Source organism: Mesorhizobium sp. M0854, assembly GCF_040319815.1.
In the GTDB taxonomy this organism is placed as follows: Bacteria; Pseudomonadota; Alphaproteobacteria; order Rhizobiales; family Rhizobiaceae; genus Mesorhizobium.
The window spans coordinates 37,700-54,793 of the sequence record NZ_JAMYOL010000017.1 but is presented as its reverse complement, the minus strand read 5'-3'; the positions used below and the strand labels follow the sequence as shown (position 1 = coordinate 54,793).

The following is a 17,094-nucleotide window of genomic DNA, read 5'->3' as shown; positions in this document are numbered from 1 at the left end:
GAGACTTCGTTCATGACCCAATCCGCAGCAGGCGTCATGGACGCTGTTCTGCACGACCCAGAAAAGCCCGTCCCACCGTCTGGTCCCGCATGGGGTGCGGTCATTTCGCTTTCCTTGGGCACCTTCGGGCTGGTCACGGCAGAGTTTCTGCCTGTTAGCCTGCTCACGCCGCTCGCACATGATCTCGGCATCACCGAGGGAGCGGCTGGACAGGCGATGACGGCGACCGCTATCGTCGGGGCGATCTCGGCGCCGACGGTGGCTATCATCACAAAGCGCCTGGACCGCAGGCTCGTCATGTGGGCGATGACGCTGCTGCTGATCCTGTCGGACGTTCTGGCGGCCGGCGCGTGGTCGCTGGCGGTTCTCCTGACTGCACGCGTCGTGCTCGGCATAGCGCTCGGAGGCTTCTGGTCAATGTCGGCAGCACTGGCGATGCGGCTCGTTCCAAGCCACCTCCTGCTGCGCGCTATGGCGATCATCCTCACCGGCGTTTCCGTGGCTACCGTTTGCGCAGCTCCAATCGGCGCTTATGTCGGCGATATCTGGGGATGGCGAAGTGCCTTCATGCTCGCCGCAGTCGGCGGCGCGGCTACACTGCTGGTGCAACTCATAACCATTCCGAGACTGCCTCCGATTGGAGTGGCTAGCTTCCGCAGCCTGCTGGATGTGGCTAAGATTCCGATGGTCAAGGTCGCGCTTGTGGTCGTCCTGCTTGTCGGTTCCGGCCACTTCGCCGGAATCACTTATATCCGCGCCTTCCTCGAGAAGGTTCCCGCTCTGGACGTCGAGACGATTTCGCTTGTGTTGCTTGCTTTTGGCATCGGGGGATTCTTCGGCAATTTGGCCGGCGGGCTTCTGGCCGAGTACAGTCTCAAGGCAGTCGCGGCCCTTGCACCGCTGCTCATAGCGATAGCCGCTGTTTCGCTGCTGATGGCGGGAGCATCGGCCTTCGCCTCGGCGATTGCGGTTGCCGGGTGGGGCTTTGCCTTCGGCGCCGTGCCGGTGGGATTACAGACGTGGATGGTGCGGCGGGCCGTTCCCGAGCAGGCCGAAAGCGCCGGTGTGCTGATGGTCGTAGCATTCCAAGTGGCAATCGCAGCCGGCGCGATTTTCGGCGGAGTATTGGTGGACAATGCCGGGATTACCAGTGCCATTGCCTACAGTGCTGTTGCCACGTTCGCCGCCGCCCTGACAGTGTTGCTGCTCGGCCCGAAGCGCGAAACCTAGACCGCCTGACAGAAGAGGCCTCAGCAGCGCAAGCGGCACGAGAGATGCGATGCACGGCGCGGCGCGGTCCTCCGCACGATTACGCATGGACCAGCGCAAGCGCCTCGCCGGCTTCACCTCCGGGCCACGCGACCTTCGCCGCCAGACACGCGAACCTCGCCGGCACCGGTTTCCATTTGGCGACGGTGAGCGCTGGCGGCGCGATGGAACCCTTGCTGGCGGTCATATCCTTCACGACAAGCCGGCATTCTGGGCAAGCGACAGCTACGCGCCGGCCATGCCCGTCAGAACGCCGGTGACGATGCCGCTCGATAGCGCAGACAGGTCGCGAATTGCCAGTCGTGTCAACGGCGGCCGGATTATCGTCGACCGCGCGTACCTTGTTTCGGCCGCAGACTATCGTTCGGCAGCTTGATGATGTTGACTACATAGCCTAGGAGCTATATATGACTTGGGAAGTCGTTTTTGGCGATGAGCTCGATGGGGAGTTCGAGGCGTTGCCCCAGACAGTCCAAGATGAGCTATTGGCTTCGGCTAAGCTGCTCGGTGTGTTCGGGCCCCAGCTGGGGCGACCGCATGCGGATACCTTGAATGACTCGTCGTTCGCGAACATGAAAGAACTTCGCTTCGACGCTGATGATGGTGTCTGGCGGGTTGCGTTCGCATTCGATCGGAAGCGGAAGGCGATCCTGCTCGTCGCCGGCGATAAGTCGGGCGTGAGTGAGAAGCGCTTCTATAAAAGTCTGATCGCCAAGGCGGACAAGCGCTATCAAGGGCATCTCGACCGTTTGGCGGCGGCGAAGAAGGAGAAGAAGTGATGGGACGCAAGCTTGATGACCTAATCGCTGCGCTCCCCGAGGATCGTCGGGAGCGGGTCGACGCGCGTTTCGAAGAGTTAAGGGGAGAAGTCGAGAGTCTCGGCGATTTGCGGCGTGCCGCTGGAAAGGCCCAGGCCGAAATCGCTTCGGTCCTCAAGATCAAGCAGCCTTCGGTCTCGAAGATCGAGAAACAAGCCGACATGTACTTGTCTACTCTTAAAAGCTACGTCGAGGCGATCGGGGGGCAACTCGAACTCGTCGTTCGCCTTCCCTCGCGCGCGCCCCTCCGTATAGAGCGGCTCGGCGACGTCGTGGCTCCCAAAGCCGTCTCCGTGCGTAGCGTTAAAAGAGCGGCAGGTGGACGTAATCGCACAAAGGCCGCACGCGCCGGCTGACCTCACTCTGTTTCGGCTAAAGACTACCGATGGTGCGAGATGGTCTCGTCGATGCAAGGGGCGGCAGCTCATCGCTCAATCAGCTTCGCGCCATCACATGGCACGGCTTACTTGGGCAATGCGGCGGGTTCCTGACGCCAGTCAAGGGCCGATTCTGGACGATATGCTCGGAGCCGATCTGGCAGGCGTTCATGCTGCCAAGGTTGCGTTTGCGGCCAACAAGTCCAACGGACACGCCCTGGACGAAATGCGGATCTCGCATGTCCACGAGTACCGCGTCGTACTTACGACCATTGGCACCGAAGACGCCGAGGCCGTTTTAAAACGTTGCCTCCTTGACCGGGAGTTTGGTGCCGAAGCTGCCGTCGGGCTGCAAGTGATCTGGCAGCAGCGGCACGAGCCGATGCCGGAGGGCAAGTTCGGCAATTGGCCCGACTTTGCGCGCGCTGCTACAAACCGCTCCAGAGACCGAGCCCAGACGCGCGATATTGCCGAAGTTCTCATAGCGGCTGCCCACACAGTCAAGGAGGAAGGTTCCCCTAATGACCTGGTACGCGTCGCGCGGTTTGTTGGATGTGCCGTCCTCATGCCTCATGGCGATCGAGCCGCAGAGTTCAATGAAATTCTGATTGGAAACATTACCCATGGTGTAAGGCGCGAGCTAGCGCAACGCATGGTCGTTGGTGGCCTCGTTGTTCCTGCCGACACAATCTTGAGTGGGCTTGAAGCGGTGATGGCCGAATATGGCGATCGTAAATGGATACGAGACCACGAGCTGCCCGCACTTTTCGCTTGGGTCGAGTTGCTGCCGATGTCGGACCGACCAACGGCCTTCTTCGTGGGGCTGGATATACTCGGGACAAAATTCGATTTCAACAAATGGAATGTACGCAATTTGTTGGGCAGCGCGCGCTATCTCGAGGAGGCCCAGCGGATCGAGTTGCTGCGAGGTCTCGCGACGCGCTATCCTTCTCTGACTACCTTGAGCGAATTGACGCCGAGGGGGACGCGGAAGGCGGTTTTGACGCCGGGCCCCGTCACCCGGACATCTCGTCTGGTTTGCCGTGGCCTGTCGTCGCCAGTTCAAGTCTCAGTATTGTGAACGGCCTTTCGCCGCTCACCGCTACCCGACCACAACGGCAGCGATGCGGCGCGTTCCTGACATTCGGCCTAGGGCCGGACGGTGACCCGCAGCTTTCAGCAGCAACCGTTAGGGTAGCCGCCGTTCGCTGGAGGCTCCTTCGGCAGCGATCGTCTTGGAAGAACTGCCTCGTCTCGGACTCTGCCGTATATTCGGCCACGAATCTGCAATTATTGATGTTGAAAACGATTCAAGCTCCCTAGCCGATGGCGCGGCCTATCTTGTGCGCTTGGTTCAGGCATGCAAAGTACTCCATTCGTTCGCGCTTCCGGCGTTCGCAGATTACTGCGGCTGACACCATCTTTACATGGATTGACCATGAGACTTTCAACCGTCTATGCGCGCTTCTACAAGTCGTTTAACTTCGACCATATCCGCAAGGCGACGCCCCATGCCCAGCCCAAGGGCGATTGGGAAATGTTTCGTGACGCCTGGTATCCCTACGTTGAGGTCGAGTTCGACAGTCGGATTACGACCATCGTCGGCGCGAACGAATCTGGGAAGAGTCACCTTCTGAGTGCGGTCGAGAAGGCCGTGTCAGGGATTGGCTTCGAGCAGCGCGATCTCTGCCGCTACTCGCCTTTCTTCAGCGTGGAGCGGGAGGCGACCTCGCGCGATTTGCTCTTGAAGCTCGGCAACGTCGAGCCGGCCAGGCTGAAGGATCTGCGGGAGGCGATCGCGGACGGCAAGGAGGGCTACGCCAACGCGCTAGTGGAAGCCATTAACGAACAACTGGAGCGTACCTCAACTTCAAAAAGTGGTGGGTCCAGGACCGTGATTTCTCGCTGAAGGTCACACCGCGCGAACACGAGTTGGTATTCACGATCAGGGACCGTACGGGGACCGAGTATACCTTTGACGAGCGCAGCAGCGGCCTCAAATACTTCCTCTCATATCTCATCCAAGCCCAGTCGCACCGTCCACAGACTGAGCGCGAAAGCCTCTCGACCTCAACAATCTAGTAATTGTGCCCTGCGGATCGGCGAGCGAGATCCCTTACATGCTCTACCTGATCAGAGGTCGGGATACCGACAAGCCGCCTGTTGTCGCCCTCCTCGACTCTGACCCCGCAGGCAACGATGCGGCCAACCATATGCGGACGGACAAGAAGGCGAAGCGCCTGATCGACAGCCAACATGTCTTGCAGCTGGGAGCACTTGAACTCGCAGACGGCGTCGAGGTGAAGGAGATTGAGGACCTGATCCCCGTTGAACTCGCCACCGCCGCGATGAACGCGTGCATCGGCGAGATCACGCGGTTTCGCGATACGGAAGCTCCTACCATCTCCCTGCAAAGCATTCAGGCCCAGATTGAAACCGGCAAGTCGATGTTCGCCGCCATTCAGGCGGTCGCCAAGGCAGAGAGCGGACATATCGAGAAGCTCGGCTTCGCACGCGCCGTCGTTGAGACAATCGAGCGAGATAAGGGTGAGCTCCAGGGGCCTATCGACATCTTTCTCGAGCGCATGTCCAGCCTCTTCAAGGCTGTAAACAAGGCGAGGCGGCAGGCACAGCGGGAAGCGAACCGCGAACGCCTCGGGGCAATGATCATGCGCTATCACAGGATCTTCATCCGCGATCACAAGAGCAGCGGGACTTGCGAGCAGGGTGCCGAGATCCTCGAGGAGATCCAGAGCCAGCTCGACGACACGCCGCAGTCCGACGACGTCCGCATCCGCATCCAGGTCATCCGCCGCGAGTTCGCCCTGGACGAGGATCCTTCAGCGGCGATACCTCACTTCGAGGCGTTTGTGGAGAGTCTAGCGAATCTCAGATTGCCCATGCAGGAGGTTGTCGAGCCTGACACGACGAGCAAGACCAAAGTGGCCGCATCCATATCGAGCCTATTCAAGGGCGAGGCCGCCTCAACTGAGGCAGTTGAACTCTTAGCCGAAACTAGCCCTTCTGAATTGGTCCAGCCGCCGGCGACTGCTACAAAAAAGGCTGCTGCCGGGCAGGCTCCGCCCGCTTCGACGGCTGCCTGACTCGCCCGTCAGATCGAGAGGCGCTGCTGTTCAGCATGGCTCGTGCGTCGGACTGAACTGAAAAAACGTCAGGTTTCCGGATCCGGGGTTGGCGAGTCCAGCGTCCGAGATTGGGCGCATAGCTGCCAATAAGACACGTAGAGTTAAACGCCTTCGTGCTGACGTGAACGACCTGCGAGGTCGCGAGCGTTAGAAATTCGAAGCCTCCTGAATCTATCCTAAATCCGAATCTAGTGACCTAATTTGTCCAACAAGCACACGCAATTCGGGTTGAGGCGTGATCCAGAAAGTTCGAAAAGCTTCCAGGAACCCCAGCGCGCGCCCTGCCGGAACCTGGCCGAGAATGATGGCGGAGCCGGCAGCAACGAAATTGATGGCCACGCCGGAGACAATCTGGCCGCCCCATGGGTGAGCGAGGCGAAACTGTGCACTAGCGCGAACAATGACGGCGGTGAACCGCGGCCGCCCAGGCGCCGCAACCGCGAGGCAGGCGAGCAGCAACGGCCCGGAGAACACCAGTTGCGCGGCGGCGGTGGTGCGGGTCGCATCCTGCACCGCCATGATGACGGCGCCCGCCGAAGCGAGCATCGCGAGCAATCGGACAGCAGGCACAGCATTCAAATCCTCGAAGGCGTCCGTCGACATTCGACAAGAGACACATGGCGCGGCGCGAGCGCTGGGGCTGTACGACTGACGAAAGCGGCTCTCAATCCGAGGCGATGCCGTTCTTGATCCGCGTGAGGCGGCTTTCGCCTTCCTCCGGGCCGAAGCAGCTTTCGAAATCATTGCATTCCCGGCAACTGGGCGCGCTGCACAGCGAAAAACCTTCGGCCTCGCAGAGCTTGCGGTAAAAGTATTTCTTCCATTTCATGTTTTGGGTGTTGCCGGCCGCCAGCGTCGGAAAATGCGAGGCGAGCAGGCGGCCGAGGTCGGTTCGTTTAAAAAGGCCAAGGTCCTGCCAGAGGTGGTCATTGCGCATGGCACGCCGGGCGATGATCCTGGCGAAGCGGGCGCTCGTCGGGTCGCCAGGTCGGGCATGCGCCAGCAGCAGTCCATGCAGAAGTTCTTCCTCCAGATCCGGCTCGGGCTCGCTCACCTCTTTCAAGGCAAACGCGTTGATAGGAATAGCAGGGAAACAGCGGGACAGGACATCGCGCAGCTCGGCGCGCGAAAGTCCGGTTGCCTCCGTCGCCGTCGCCTCGCCGGCGTCGATCTCCTCGAGCGCACGTGAAAGCACACAGGCAAGCACATGCTGGTCGAACCTCCTCTCCAGCTCGATCTGCGGCCACTGGCCGGTGCTGAGCCGGGCATAATGTTGGGCAAATATGGTGCGTTCTCCTGGTTTGTCCTATCAAATCATGCAGAGACCCGGCCTGCCGCAACATGGGTCGGGCAGTTCTTCGAGTATACGCAGTCGCGGATCGCCTCGCGGTCGAGTAGTTCGGCAATTTTCGTCTGGTCCATCGGCTCTGTCGCAAATTCTGTGATTGGAAGAGGCGTTTCGCGAGCCCCCGCCCTGCCGTTTGCGCCTGATGGGAACACTGGCGCCGGAAATGCCCTCGCAGAGTTGGAGGTGGACCGTGCAGGACAAACGTCGCGTGCTGAGTGCGGCCACATGGTCGGCCCCATTCAAGCCCGCCAGACTCTCGGTTGAATGACGTTTGATTCAAAGCGTCAGCGGGTGAGTTCCAGCGCACGTTCAGGACAGCATCGCGCGCCTCGCGATGCAGGCAGCTCCTCCCCTTCCGCAACTTCAATGTCACCAGGCAGGATGTAGCCCTCGTCATCAAGCTTGAAGATGTCCGGCGCTTGCGCCGCACATCGCGCGTGACCCTGGCATTTGGCCTTTTGGACGATGATGCGCATGGCGCTGCCTCCATTGTCTGTGCCCCGACTCGGGGCGGGCCTAAGACCAGTCCAGGATCAAATTTTCGATCCCGAACACATGGCCGCCAGAGGTTATCGGTGCCGTACCCTGCTTGATCCTGAAAGCCGGGATGCGCGCCAGCCACTCCTCCAGCCCAATGACAATCTCCCGCCGGGCAAGGTGTGAGCCAAGGCAACGGTGGGGACCATAGCCAAACGCGGCGTGGCGGTTGTCCTCCCGGTCCAAATCGATCGTGTTGGGGCATTCGAATTCCGCCGGGTCACGATTGGCAATCATCGTGGCGCAGGAAACATAGTCCCCCTTCCGGATCGGCGCGCCTTCGAAGTCGATATCTTTCGTAGCCACGCGGATCAACTGAATGGGCGGATAGGCCCGCAGCAATTCTTCGGTTGCGAGCGGGATGCGGTCCGGTTCGCTCCGCAGCAATTGCTGATCTTTGAGGTTGCGCGCGAGGTACGCCAAGTCAAAGCCTATAGCTGCTGCGACCGTGTCGAGCCCAGCGACGAAGACAAGCACGCCGATGCCGCGGACTTGGGTGTCCGTCAGCCGGCGGCCCTCGACCTGTGCCTGCACGATAAAGGTCATGAAATCGTCAACCGCCTCCTGGCGGCGCATGGCTGCAAGTTCGTCGATGAATGCCACGATCGTCCGGGCAGCCACAGGTCGTTCCTTATCGTCGCCGTGGAGCAGATCTTTCCCCCAGCCGACGAATGTATCGAGTCGGTCATCGGGCAACCCCAGAAAGCGAAGAAAGGTGCTCACCGCGAAAGGAAAGGCAAAATCCTTCATCGCGTCGCAGCTTGTGCCCGATGCGACAATTCTATCGATCAGCATGATCGCTTGCTCGCGGACAGCCGGCTCCAACACCCTCACCCGCTTTGGCGAAAGCAGCGGATTGAGCAGTGAGCGAAAGACGCCATGGGCCGGTGGATCGAGCTCAAGCGGGATCGTCGGCCAGTTTTCACCCAGAATGGAGGAGAAGATGCTGCGATGGCTGGAAAAAGTCTCTGCGTCCTGCAGCACCTTCCGCTGGTCCGCGGCACGGGTGATGACCCAGGTACCCCGGCCATCTTGCGTGTTGTAGCGGGAGTAAAAGATCGGAGGCCCGTCATGTACGCAAGCGACAGCTGCGTGTGGATCCCCGTTGGGTGTTGGTGGCATCCCTGGCGATGTAAACAGGCTGAAGTCCCTCACCATTTCTGGCGGGACATGATCTGGAACGGGGTTGGTCGCCATTTTATTTTCTCTACATTGGCGTTCATGGCTCGATTGAGATTGCACCGCTGTTCATAAAGTCGATTTCCAGCATGGGCACGTCTCTTGTCGGGCGCCTTCTAGATTCTGTCGCCTGATACAGCCCACCTGCACCAGCGCGGATGAGATCGGTTGCGAAGTCGATCAGAAGGGGCATCTCCGCCGCGCTGCGGTCATGAAGCAAAGCCGCCGCTTATCCCCGTTAGGGTTGAGAGGCTGGTCAATCACCTCTGAGCTCCGTGACGCACTGCTGATGCCCTGCTGATCAAATTGTCGAAGCAAGTCGCGTGCCGGATAGGCGTACCCATGGCGCTGCACCAAGCAATGCCAGCCTGCACTAGGCCCGCCGCTGATGATCACCTGTCCATCTTCTTAGGACAACGTCCGACAACCGACATCCGTGGTCGGTTTGTCGAGTCCGCGACATCGGGCTGTTCGGCTTGGCTGCTGCTGCACAGCCTTCCGGTCGACGAGCGAGGAGATCGCTCGCACGGCCCGGATTGAGCAACGACGCGATCCAGCGCAAGGTTCGGGTGCGGTCCGACAAGACCCGGCCGCGCTTCCGCTTCGGTTCGGCGCTGATGGCATACGCGTTGTTGTAGCCGCTGCAAGGATTTCCCTCAGACGGCGATGCACTCGTGCGCACCGGTCCGGCGACGACTAGCTTGACTGTATCGATGCCGTCGATTCCGGCGTGCATCATCTGACCGTGCGTATGCGCTACGACGGCAAGCTTTTCCGCACATGGACCTAAATTTCCTCGCGAGCCGCTGTCGGAACGTGGTGCCGAGTCCTATGGCGGCCGGTTCAATCCGAGGGCCTGTCGGGCTCTACACATCCCTGTCGGTCGGACCGGGAACGCGTGGCAGACTCTCGGCCAGAAACCGCCAGTCGCTGCGCTCGCGTTCGCCTTCCTTGCGCGTGCCGAAGAACTGGATGATCATCTTGCCGTCGGCGCCATAGGCTTCAACGGACGTGACGTGACCGTCCCTCGTCGGCTTGCGCACGGCCCAGACCTCGCGGATGTGATGAGTCCTAAGATGCAGATGGAAGGTCTCGTCAAGCACATTGATCCGCGGCCCGATCTGCTTGACGGACTTGATCGGGCCGGAATGGATCTGGATGCAACCACGATTGCCGACAAAGCACATGATCGGCATCTCGTCTTCGGCAGCCTGTTGGAACAGGGCGCCAACGGCATCATTGTCGAGCAGCCAGGCGTAATCCTCGTCGGCCATACGCATCGCCTGGCAGCGGCTGAGCTTCAGTGTCTTCAACATATGGTGGAACTGATGCACGTCGCTCAGCCGGCTCCAGTGCTCGCGTAGGTCGTCGACCGTGGCGGCTTGGTCTGGACTCACTGCGTTATCGCGCGCCCCGCTCGCCTCGATCGATATGATCGGCTCCTGGTCGGAGGATACGAGCTCTGCCGCCAGATCCTGATAGGCGTGCAGGTTCGAGGCGGGCCTGAGATGTACTTTGTGCATCGCCTCGCCGGTGGCATCAAAGAATTGCAGGCTGCGGCGGATCTCGGCTCCCTCGCGCTTCTCGACGGCGAAGCCATACGCCCACGCTTTCCGGAAAATGCGCAGGTCGATGTCGTCGCCGAGCACCATGGCATGCTGGTTGCCGGTGACCACTTTGTCGTAGACGCCGATCTTTTGGTGCACGGCACTTTCGTTGCGGGTGACCGCCATCACCTCGCCCACAGCTTCGAGGCCGGTCAGCAGATCATCGACGCGCGGCTCGATGCGCACCGCGCCGTGACCACAATGCGCCGCGACCAATTCGGCTTCCGAAATGCCCAATCGAGCGGCGAGATCATGCTCCCGGATTTTCGGATTGTCTTCGCACGCCCGCCGGATTTCGTCCGGCGACGGTTTCTCGCGCTGGTCCATGTCTTACCCCTGCTTCCACCTACGTGTGAGGATCAGCTGCCCTGCCGGTGAATTTTCAGCCGATAGGGCGCGCCGTAATGCTCGACCCTGATCTGCTGCTGGCCCGTGAACAAAGTGTCGCTGGACAGCGTGCGCACGTCGTCGCACCCGCGCGAAAACCGGGGGTGCTATCGGAGCGGCGAGACCCGATTGACACGAGCAGGCACATGCCGATGGAATCACATCGAGCCGGTCGGTGGCCACCGGGCGGTGGTGAGCGATTGTGGGTGTTGTCGCAATCGGCCAATCGGTCATTCGGATGCCACGGGCGGCGCTGCTTCGCCAAACAAAGCGTGTCTGACCCAGTCCTGACATGTTGCTCTCTTGCTTCGCCCCATCGATCGCGAGGGCACCCACGACACGATTGTGGATCGGCAGTCTCTTGCCGCCTCGCCAAATGGAGCTTCAAAAACCGTGCCAATTGCGCCGAAGCAAGCTCAGAAGAAGTCTTCTGTAATGGTCATTGGTTTAATGTGAGTTCAGCCAACAACTCAGGCCCAACATCCCGCGTGGCGGACCCGACAAACCCGACAGTACGTGTCGGTTGGCCGACACCTTCGCAGCAATGGACTCACAAGAACCACCGCAGTGTCAGAGATGCCGCGCTGTGTTGAAACATTTTTTCGCTTTGGCACGGTGCATGCAACGTGATGCGCAAGCAGGTCCCGGACTGAGGAGAATGGAGCCATGATTACGCTCACCGACAACGCTGTTGCCGCGATCAAGACTGCTCTTTCCCGCGCCAGCGAGCCGGCGGAAGGCTTTCGCATCATGGTCCAGGCCGGCGGCTGCGCCGGCTTCAAATACTTAATGGGCCTGGAGAGCGTGTCGCGCGATGGCGACGCGATCACCGAGACAGATGGGATCAAGCTGTTCGTGGACGCGGGCTCCCAACCGCATGCCGCCGGCATGACCGTCGACTTCCTCACCGGGCTCGAATCTTCCGGCTTTGTCTTCGATAACCCCAACGCGCGCGAGAAGTGCGGCTGCGGCAAGTCCTTCAGTTGATCGCCCGAAGCGCCTGTGCGGGTCCATGAAGCGATTGCCGCCGACGGACTCATTTGCGGCAGAGGAGGCTTATATGGCCGGCACAACAGATGTCCCTGTCCTCAAGAACAAGGCAAGGTCGAAGCCGATCTTGGGACCGGCAATCGCTTCAGGTAGGATGCAAAGAACGTCGCCTCCCGAAACAGTTCGGTTCCTGGTGGCACCCAAGCTGCTGGCGGCCAAATCGCGCCGCTGCGCCAAATTCGGCTTATCGATAACGTTGTCGTGTTCGGGCGTCCTTACCTGCGGGCTGACGGCGGCGACTGCGGACTTGTCCGTGTCGACGCCGATCCGGTCTAAGTCAAACTCTCGGGCGTCTGCGCCGGCTGCCAGTTCGGGCCCATCATCATCAACGGCATGCGCCAGAGGCTCAATCAGGCGGTCGCACGCTCGCGTCATTCCGGTCAACTGAGGATCGCACATGAAACCTGTCTACCTCGACAACAACGCAACCACACGGGCCGATCCTGAGGTCGTGCAAGCGATGTTGCCGTTCTTTAGGGATCAATTCGGCAACCCTTCGTCGGCGCACGCTCTTGGCGCCTCAGTCAGTGCGGCGGTGAGAAAGGCGCGGAGGCAGTTGCAAGCTCTAATCGGCGCGGAGTTTGACGATGAGATCACCTTCACCTCGGGTGGGACAGAAAGCGACAATGCAGCGCTTCTTTCGGCGCTCGAGGCGACGCCCAACCGAACCGAGATCGTGACGTCCGCGGTCGAGCATCCCGCCGTGCTGACGCTCTGCGCGCATCTTGAGAAGACCCGCCGCGTCAAGGTGCACAGGATCCCGGTGGATTGCCGTGGCCGGCTCGACCTCGACGCCTATATGGCCGCCCTCACCCCACAGGTGGCAATCGTCTCGATAATGTGGGCGAACAATGAGACTGGTGTGATCTTCCCCGTGGCCAGGCTTGCCGAGTTGGCCAAGGAAGTGGGCGCCCTTTTCCATACCGATGCTGTGCAGGCGGTCGGCAAGCTTCCGATGGACCTGAAGTCGACCGCAATCGACATGCTGTCGCTCTCCGGCCACAAGCTGCACGGGCCGAAAGGGATCGGCGCGCTTTTCGTAAAACGTGGCGTCAATTTCCACTCGCTGATCAAGGGGGGCCACCAAGAACACAACCGGCGTGCTGGCACCGAGAATACGCCCGGCATAGTCGGGCTCGGCATGGCGGCCGAACTCGCCTTGAAATTCATGGACGACGAGACCACACGGGTAAAGTCGCTCCGCGACCGTTTAGAGGACGGGATTCTCCAGCGCATCCCAAGCACCTGCGTCACTGGTGATCCCCTGGAACGGTTGCCCAACACCGCAAACATCTCCTTCGAACATGTCGAAAGTGATGGAATTCCACTCCTCCTCAGCCGCGTGGGCATCGCGTGTTCCTCCGGCTCCGCCTGCACCTCCGGCTCGCTGGAACCGAGCCATGTCCTGAGCGCGATGAAAACGCCACACGCGGCAGTCCGCTTCTCCTTGGCGCGGGACAACGGCGAAGCGGACGTCGACCGGGTGCTCGAGGTCATGCCGGCAATCGTGGAGAAGCTGCGTGGCTTTCCCAGTTCTGGGCCGGGTAAGCGAAGCTCCGACGACGTTCAATCCGGTCTACGCCTGAGCGGCAGCAGAACAGGCTACCGTTCATGACCCGTCATGTCTTTCTCAACGATACGACCTTGCGCGATGGCGAGCAGGCGCCCGGCGTCGCCTTTACCACGACGGAAAAGCTGGAGATCGCCGAGTCTCTTGCGGCGGCCGGCGTCACAGAGATCGAGATCGGCACGCCGGTCATGGGCGCCGACGAGATCGAAACAATTCGCGCCGTGGTCGCGCGGTGTCTCCCGGTTCGGCTCATGGCCTGGTGCCGGATGACGTCGCTGGATCTCGATGCAGCGATCGAGAGCGGCGTCCACGCCATCAATCTATCGCTGCCTGCGTCGGACATCCAACTTGCCGCCAAGCTCGGCCTCGATAAGGCGGGAGCGCTCCAGGTCATCGAACGTATGGTCAGGCGCGCAGCCGCCGCCGGCTTCTTCGTCGCGGTGGGCTGCGAGGACGCCTCGCGGGCCAATCGGGATCATCTCGCCCGCGTCATCGAGACGGCTGCACGCGCCGGCGCAAGCCGCGTCAGGCTGGCCGACACAGTCGGCGTTCTCGACCCGTTTTCGACCTTCGAACTTGTCGCCCAGCTCGTGCCGCAGTCTCCAATCGAGCTTGAATTTCATGCGCACAACGATCTCGGACTTGCTGCCGCCAACACGCTGGCCGCGATCCGCGCAGGCGCGCGCCATGCGTCCGTCACCGTCCTGGGGCTCGGCGAGCGTGCGGGCAATGCCGCGCTGGAAGAGGTGGCCGCCGCGATGGCGGTCCTCGACGGCGCGAATACCGGCATCGAGCTGACCGCATTGCCCGACCTCGCCGCCCAGGTGGCTTGGGCCTCCCGCCGGCAGACCGCGGCCATTAAGCCGGTCGTGGGCGCCGATGTTTTCACCCACGAATCCGGCATTCACGTCGCAGGGCTGCTGAAGGACTCGCGTACTTATCAGGGGCTCGATCCGGCTCTCGTGGGCCGCTGCCGGCGTATCGTCATTGGCAAGCATTCCGGCGCCACTGCGATTGCCCATGTGCTGAGCGAAAGCGGTCGCGATCTCGACCCGGATTTGGCAGCCGCGATGGTGGCCCGCGTCCGGCGCGAGGCGGCCGAGACCAAATCGACCGTCACTGCAACTCAACTGGTCGAGCTCTACGATGAAATGTGCAGCGAGGCATCCCTCGCGGAGCTGTGCGGGTCCAGGTCAGCCGTGCGCGAGCCCACCGACACCACAGTTTTCCGACCAGGGAGAATGCAATGAATTGTTCCGCTGACAGCCGCCCCATCGATGTCACCGACATCCTCGCACGACTGAAGCGCCTGTCGGCTGCGGAGGAGTTCTTCGCAGTCCTTGGGGTCTCCTATGATCCGAAGGTGCTGAATGTCTCGCGGCTCCATATCATGAAGCGCGTGGGCCAATACCTTGCCGAAGAAGATTTCTCCGGTCTGCCCGACCAGGTGATTGCCGCGCGGGTGCGCGCGACGCTCGAACGCGCTTACGAGGACTTCGCGGTTTCCTCGCCGCTCACCCATCGGGTCTTCAAGGTGCTCAAAGACCACGATCCAAACAAACCTGCCACGCCGGGCCGCACCTTTGTCCCGTTCGACTCCGTACTGAAGCGGTTCGGACAGGAATGACCGCGACACGGGTTGCGACGCGACAATGTCGAGAAGCCGACAAATCCGGTCATCACCACGGCGCCCTCAGAAGCAACCAAGCGAAGTTCTAGGAATTGGGGGCAGCGCAAAACAGTTGGCACGAATGATGCAACCCAAGGAGATGAACCGCCAAGCCCGCATCCGGACAGGAGCCTGGAGAAACCGCCAATGCACATCGTAATCTGCATCAAGCAGGTGCCGGACTCGGCACAGATAAGGGTCCATCCGGTGACGAACACGATCATGCGCCAGGGTGTTCCGACCATCATCAACCCTTACGACCTGTTCGCCCTCGAAGAAGCCCTCAGACTGCGCGACGCCTATGGTGGCGAAGTCACCGTGCTCACTATGGGTCCGCCCATGGCAGAGGACGCGCTGCGCAAGGCGCTCGGTTACGGCGCCGACCGAGCGGTGCTCTTGACCGACCGCTATTTTGCCGGCTCCGACACGCTGGCGACCTCGTTCGCCCTTTCCCAGGCAATCGCGAAGGTTGGCGAGACGTTCGGCACGCCAGACCTCGTCTTCACCGGCAAGCAGACGATCGATGGCGACACCGCCCAGGTCGGGCCCGGCATCGCCAAGCGCCTCGGACTCCTGCAACTGACCTATGTCGCGAAGATCGCCTCTATTGACCTTGCTGCGCGCGAGATCAAGGTCGAGCGCCGCTCCGAAGGCGGCACACAGATGCTGAAGAGCAGGCTCCCTTGCCTGATCACCATGCTGGAAGGCACAAACGAGATCCGCCGGGGCTCGATCCAGGACGCCCTGTGCGCCGCGCGCAGCCAGGTCTTGAAATGGAGTGCGGCCGACGCCGGCATTGAGGATCTCACCAAATGCGGCCTGCGCGGTTCACCGACGGTGGTCAAGCGCGTTTTCGCGCCTCCTGCGCGAGCGGAAAAGGCGGCAAAAATCGACACCGCCGAGATGGCCTTGCGCGATGTCGCTGACGAACTCATCACGGCAATTTTCACCCGCCAGCCGGCATTGGAACATGAGCTCGCCTTCAACGGCGGCGCGTGAGAGGGCAAAGGAGCAGACGATGTCGACCGCGAACCGAGAAACCCCTCGCCCTGCCGCCGGCCGTGCCGGCATAAAGAAGGAGCTGCCCGCGCATTTCAAGGACTACCGGCACGTTTGGGTTTTCATCGAGCTCGAACGCGGCCAGGTCCATCCCGTATCATTCGAACTGCTCGGCGAAGGCCGCAAGTTAGCAGACAAGCTTCAGGTCCAGCTTGCGGGCGTCGTGCTTGGACCGCCGGGAGAGGCCATCGGGAACGCCGTTGCCGAAGCGTTCGCTTATGGCGCCGACCTTGTCTACATCGTCGAGGCGCCGCTGCTCGCCGACTATCGGAACGAGCCATTCACCAAGGCGATGACGGATCTGGTCGATACCCACAAACCCGAGATCCTTCTTCTCGGTGCCACCACACTCGGCAGGGATCTTGCCGGCTCCGTGGCGACGACCTTGCAGACAGGGCTCACGGCCGACTGCACCGAACTCGATGTGGATACCGACGGTTCGCTCGCCGCCACCCGTCCGACTTTCGGCGGTTCCTTGTTGTGCACGATCTATACGCTCAATTTCCGCCCCCAGATGGCGACAGTGCGACCGAGGGTCATGCCCATGCCGCAGCGGGCGGATAAACCGGTCGGGCGTGTCATCCGGCACAAGCTCTCGGTAGCCGAGGACGAGATCGTTACCAAAATCCTCGGCTTCCTGCCGGATAGTCAGTCGGCAAAGGCAAATCTTGCCTATGCCGACGTCGTGGTTGCGGGAGGCCTCGGTCTAGGCGCGGCGGAGAACCTGCAGCTTGTGAAGAATCTCGCGCGGGCAATCGGCGCCGAGCACGGCTGTTCGCGCCCGTTGGTCCAGAAGGGCTGGATGCCAGCTGATCGGCAGATCGGCCAAACTGGCAAGACCATCCGGCCGAAGCTTTACATAGCGGCCGGGATTTCCGGCGCCGTCCAGCATCGGGTTGGCGTCGAGGGGGCGGATCTCATCGTGGCCATCAACACCGACCCGAACGCGCCGATTTTCGATTTCGCTCACCTCGGGATCGTCACCGACGCGATCCGCTTCCTGCCCGCACTGACGGAAGCCTTCACCCGGCGGCTGTCGCCCCACAGTCGCGACAAGCTTGCGAGCTAAGGGATGGAC

The 17,094-nt window shown here is 61.2% G+C and carries 20 protein-coding genes and 1 pseudogene; 14 read left to right on the top strand and 7 right to left on the bottom strand.

What is annotated here, in order from left to right; all coding sequences use genetic code 11:
• The first annotated feature begins 12 nt into the window (after positions 1-12).
• The 8 genes from NKH99_RS22785 (at position 13) to NKH99_RS22755 (ending at position 5,568) form a co-directional block, all read left to right on the top strand.
• A complete protein-coding gene (locus NKH99_RS22785; protein WP_353015653.1) occupies positions 13-1,230 on the top strand; it encodes an MFS transporter in 1,218 nt (405 codons plus the stop codon).
• Between the two features lie 49 nt (positions 1,231-1,279).
• Positions 1,280-1,645 (top strand): hypothetical protein, encoded by a 366-nt coding sequence (locus tag NKH99_RS32775; protein WP_502900097.1) that lies wholly within the window; start codon positions 1,280-1,282, stop codon positions 1,643-1,645.
• A 31-nt stretch (positions 1,646-1,676) separates the two neighbouring features.
• Complete coding sequence (locus NKH99_RS22775; RefSeq protein ID WP_353015651.1) at positions 1,677-2,048, top strand: type II toxin-antitoxin system RelE/ParE family toxin; 372 nt, start codon at positions 1,677-1,679, stop codon at positions 2,046-2,048.
• Positions 2,048-2,443 (top strand): XRE family transcriptional regulator, encoded by a 396-nt coding sequence (locus NKH99_RS22770; RefSeq protein WP_023801991.1) that lies wholly within the window; start codon positions 2,048-2,050, stop codon positions 2,441-2,443. Before NKH99_RS22775 ends, NKH99_RS22770 begins: the two co-directional genes overlap by 1 nt.
• Positions 2,444-2,606: 163 nt before the next feature.
• On the top strand, positions 2,607-3,545 hold the full coding sequence (locus NKH99_RS22765; RefSeq protein WP_353015648.1) for a hypothetical protein: 939 nt from the start codon (positions 2,607-2,609) through the stop codon (positions 3,543-3,545).
• Complete coding sequence (locus NKH99_RS32770; RefSeq protein ID WP_502900099.1) at positions 3,434-3,787, top strand: hypothetical protein; 354 nt, start codon at positions 3,434-3,436, stop codon at positions 3,785-3,787. The genes NKH99_RS22765 and NKH99_RS32770 overlap by 112 nt, the downstream gene beginning before the upstream one ends.
• Before the next feature lie 115 nt (positions 3,788-3,902).
• A complete protein-coding gene (locus NKH99_RS22760) occupies positions 3,903-4,373 on the top strand; it encodes an OLD family protein (protein ID WP_353015645.1) in 471 nt (156 codons plus the stop codon).
• Positions 4,374-4,584: 211 nt separating this feature from the next.
• Positions 4,585-5,568 carry a hypothetical protein gene (locus NKH99_RS22755; protein ID WP_353015642.1) on the top strand — a complete coding sequence of 328 codons (984 nt, stop codon included), beginning with the start codon at positions 4,585-4,587 and terminating at the stop codon, positions 5,566-5,568.
• A 333-nt stretch (positions 5,569-5,901) separates the two neighbouring features.
• Here NKH99_RS22755 and NKH99_RS22750 read toward each other — a convergent pair.
• The 6 genes and pseudogenes from NKH99_RS22750 to hemP all read right to left on the bottom strand — a co-directional run.
• Positions 5,902-6,008, bottom strand: a pseudogene (locus NKH99_RS22750) (ABC transporter permease); the annotation flags it as partial.
• Positions 6,009-6,274: 266 nt separating this feature from the next.
• A complete protein-coding gene (locus tag NKH99_RS22745; protein ID WP_502900098.1) occupies positions 6,275-6,895 on the bottom strand; it encodes a nitrogen fixation protein NifQ in 621 nt (206 codons plus the stop codon).
• Positions 6,896-7,242: 347 nt separating this feature from the next.
• Positions 7,243-7,434, bottom strand: a complete 192-nt coding sequence (locus NKH99_RS22740; RefSeq protein ID WP_352480500.1) for a ferredoxin — start codon at positions 7,432-7,434, stop codon at positions 7,243-7,245.
• 40 nt (positions 7,435-7,474) lie between these two features.
• A complete protein-coding gene (locus NKH99_RS22735; RefSeq protein WP_353015639.1) occupies positions 7,475-8,692 on the bottom strand; it encodes a cytochrome P450 in 1,218 nt (405 codons plus the stop codon).
• An 848-nt stretch (positions 8,693-9,540) separates the two neighbouring features.
• On the bottom strand, positions 9,541-10,608 hold the full coding sequence (locus NKH99_RS22730) for a hemin-degrading factor (RefSeq protein WP_353015636.1): 1,068 nt from the start codon (positions 10,606-10,608) through the stop codon (positions 9,541-9,543).
• Between the two features lie 32 nt (positions 10,609-10,640).
• On the bottom strand, positions 10,641-10,745 hold the full coding sequence (hemP, locus tag NKH99_RS22725) for a hemin uptake protein HemP (protein ID WP_023678236.1): 105 nt from the start codon (positions 10,743-10,745) through the stop codon (positions 10,641-10,643).
• Positions 10,746-11,334: 589 nt separating this feature from the next.
• Here hemP and NKH99_RS22720 point away from each other — a divergent pair.
• Positions 11,335-11,655, top strand: coding sequence for a HesB/IscA family protein (locus NKH99_RS22720; RefSeq protein WP_353015634.1), 321 nt, complete (start codon positions 11,335-11,337; stop codon positions 11,653-11,655).
• A gap of 69 nt (positions 11,656-11,724) precedes the next feature.
• Here the strand turns inward: NKH99_RS22720 and NKH99_RS22715 are convergent, their stop codons facing one another.
• Complete coding sequence (locus NKH99_RS22715; protein ID WP_352860340.1) at positions 11,725-12,102, bottom strand: hypothetical protein; 378 nt, start codon at positions 12,100-12,102, stop codon at positions 11,725-11,727.
• Positions 12,103-12,115: 13 nt separating this feature from the next.
• On the opposite strand from NKH99_RS22715, the gene nifS reads away from it, so the two are divergent.
• The 5 genes from nifS to NKH99_RS22690 all read left to right on the top strand — a co-directional run bounded on the left by nifS (position 12,116) and on the right by NKH99_RS22690 (position 17,085).
• Positions 12,116-13,333, top strand: a complete 1,218-nt coding sequence (gene nifS, locus NKH99_RS22710) for a cysteine desulfurase NifS (protein ID WP_353015632.1) — start codon at positions 12,116-12,118, stop codon at positions 13,331-13,333.
• Positions 13,330-14,538, top strand: coding sequence for a homocitrate synthase (gene nifV, locus NKH99_RS22705; protein ID WP_352965590.1), 1,209 nt, complete (start codon positions 13,330-13,332; stop codon positions 14,536-14,538). Before nifS ends, nifV begins: the two co-directional genes overlap by 4 nt.
• Positions 14,535-14,915: a nitrogenase stabilizing/protective protein NifW gene (gene nifW, locus NKH99_RS22700; protein ID WP_352503026.1), complete on the top strand. Its 381-nt coding sequence runs from the start codon at positions 14,535-14,537 to the stop codon at positions 14,913-14,915. Before nifV ends, nifW begins: the two co-directional genes overlap by 4 nt.
• A gap of 189 nt (positions 14,916-15,104) precedes the next feature.
• The gene (locus NKH99_RS22695; RefSeq protein ID WP_352466656.1) at positions 15,105-15,956 is read left to right on the top strand and encodes an electron transfer flavoprotein subunit beta/FixA family protein; all 852 of its coding nucleotides are present in this window, start codon (positions 15,105-15,107) and stop codon (positions 15,954-15,956) included.
• 19 nt (positions 15,957-15,975) lie between these two features.
• Entirely contained in the window at positions 15,976-17,085 is a 1,110-nt protein-coding gene (locus NKH99_RS22690; RefSeq protein WP_352457019.1) for an electron transfer flavoprotein subunit alpha/FixB family protein, read from the top strand.
• Positions 17,086-17,094: the final 9 nt, after the last annotated feature.

Excerpts from the sequence above, each read along its gene's own strand:
- NKH99_RS22785 (WP_353015653.1), top strand. The coding sequence starts at position 13 with ATGACCCAATCCGCAGCAGGCGTCATGGACGCTGTTCTGCACGACCCA.
- NKH99_RS32775 (WP_502900097.1), top strand. The coding sequence starts at position 1,280 with ATGCACGGCGCGGCGCGGTCCTCCGCACGATTACGCATGGACCAGCGC.
- NKH99_RS22775 (WP_353015651.1), top strand. The coding sequence starts at position 1,677 with ATGACTTGGGAAGTCGTTTTTGGCGATGAGCTCGATGGGGAGTTCGAG.
- NKH99_RS22770 (WP_023801991.1), top strand. The coding sequence starts at position 2,048 with ATGGGACGCAAGCTTGATGACCTAATCGCTGCGCTCCCCGAGGATCGT.
- NKH99_RS22765 (WP_353015648.1), top strand. The coding sequence starts at position 2,607 with ATGCTCGGAGCCGATCTGGCAGGCGTTCATGCTGCCAAGGTTGCGTTT.
- NKH99_RS22760 (WP_353015645.1), top strand. The coding sequence starts at position 3,903 with ATGAGACTTTCAACCGTCTATGCGCGCTTCTACAAGTCGTTTAACTTC.
- NKH99_RS22755 (WP_353015642.1), top strand. The coding sequence starts at position 4,585 with ATGCTCTACCTGATCAGAGGTCGGGATACCGACAAGCCGCCTGTTGTC.
- NKH99_RS22740 (WP_352480500.1), bottom strand. The coding sequence starts at position 7,434 with ATGCGCATCATCGTCCAAAAGGCCAAATGCCAGGGTCACGCGCGATGT.
- NKH99_RS22735 (WP_353015639.1), bottom strand. The coding sequence starts at position 8,692 with ATGGCGACCAACCCCGTTCCAGATCATGTCCCGCCAGAAATGGTGAGG.
- NKH99_RS22730 (WP_353015636.1), bottom strand. The coding sequence starts at position 10,608 with ATGGACCAGCGCGAGAAACCGTCGCCGGACGAAATCCGGCGGGCGTGC.
- NKH99_RS22720 (WP_353015634.1), top strand. The coding sequence starts at position 11,335 with ATGATTACGCTCACCGACAACGCTGTTGCCGCGATCAAGACTGCTCTT.
- nifS (WP_353015632.1), top strand. The coding sequence starts at position 12,116 with ATGAAACCTGTCTACCTCGACAACAACGCAACCACACGGGCCGATCCT.
- nifV (WP_352965590.1), top strand. The coding sequence starts at position 13,330 with ATGACCCGTCATGTCTTTCTCAACGATACGACCTTGCGCGATGGCGAG.
- nifW (WP_352503026.1), top strand. The coding sequence starts at position 14,535 with ATGAATTGTTCCGCTGACAGCCGCCCCATCGATGTCACCGACATCCTC.
- NKH99_RS22695 (WP_352466656.1), top strand. The coding sequence starts at position 15,105 with ATGCACATCGTAATCTGCATCAAGCAGGTGCCGGACTCGGCACAGATA.
- NKH99_RS22690 (WP_352457019.1), top strand. The coding sequence starts at position 15,976 with ATGTCGACCGCGAACCGAGAAACCCCTCGCCCTGCCGCCGGCCGTGCC.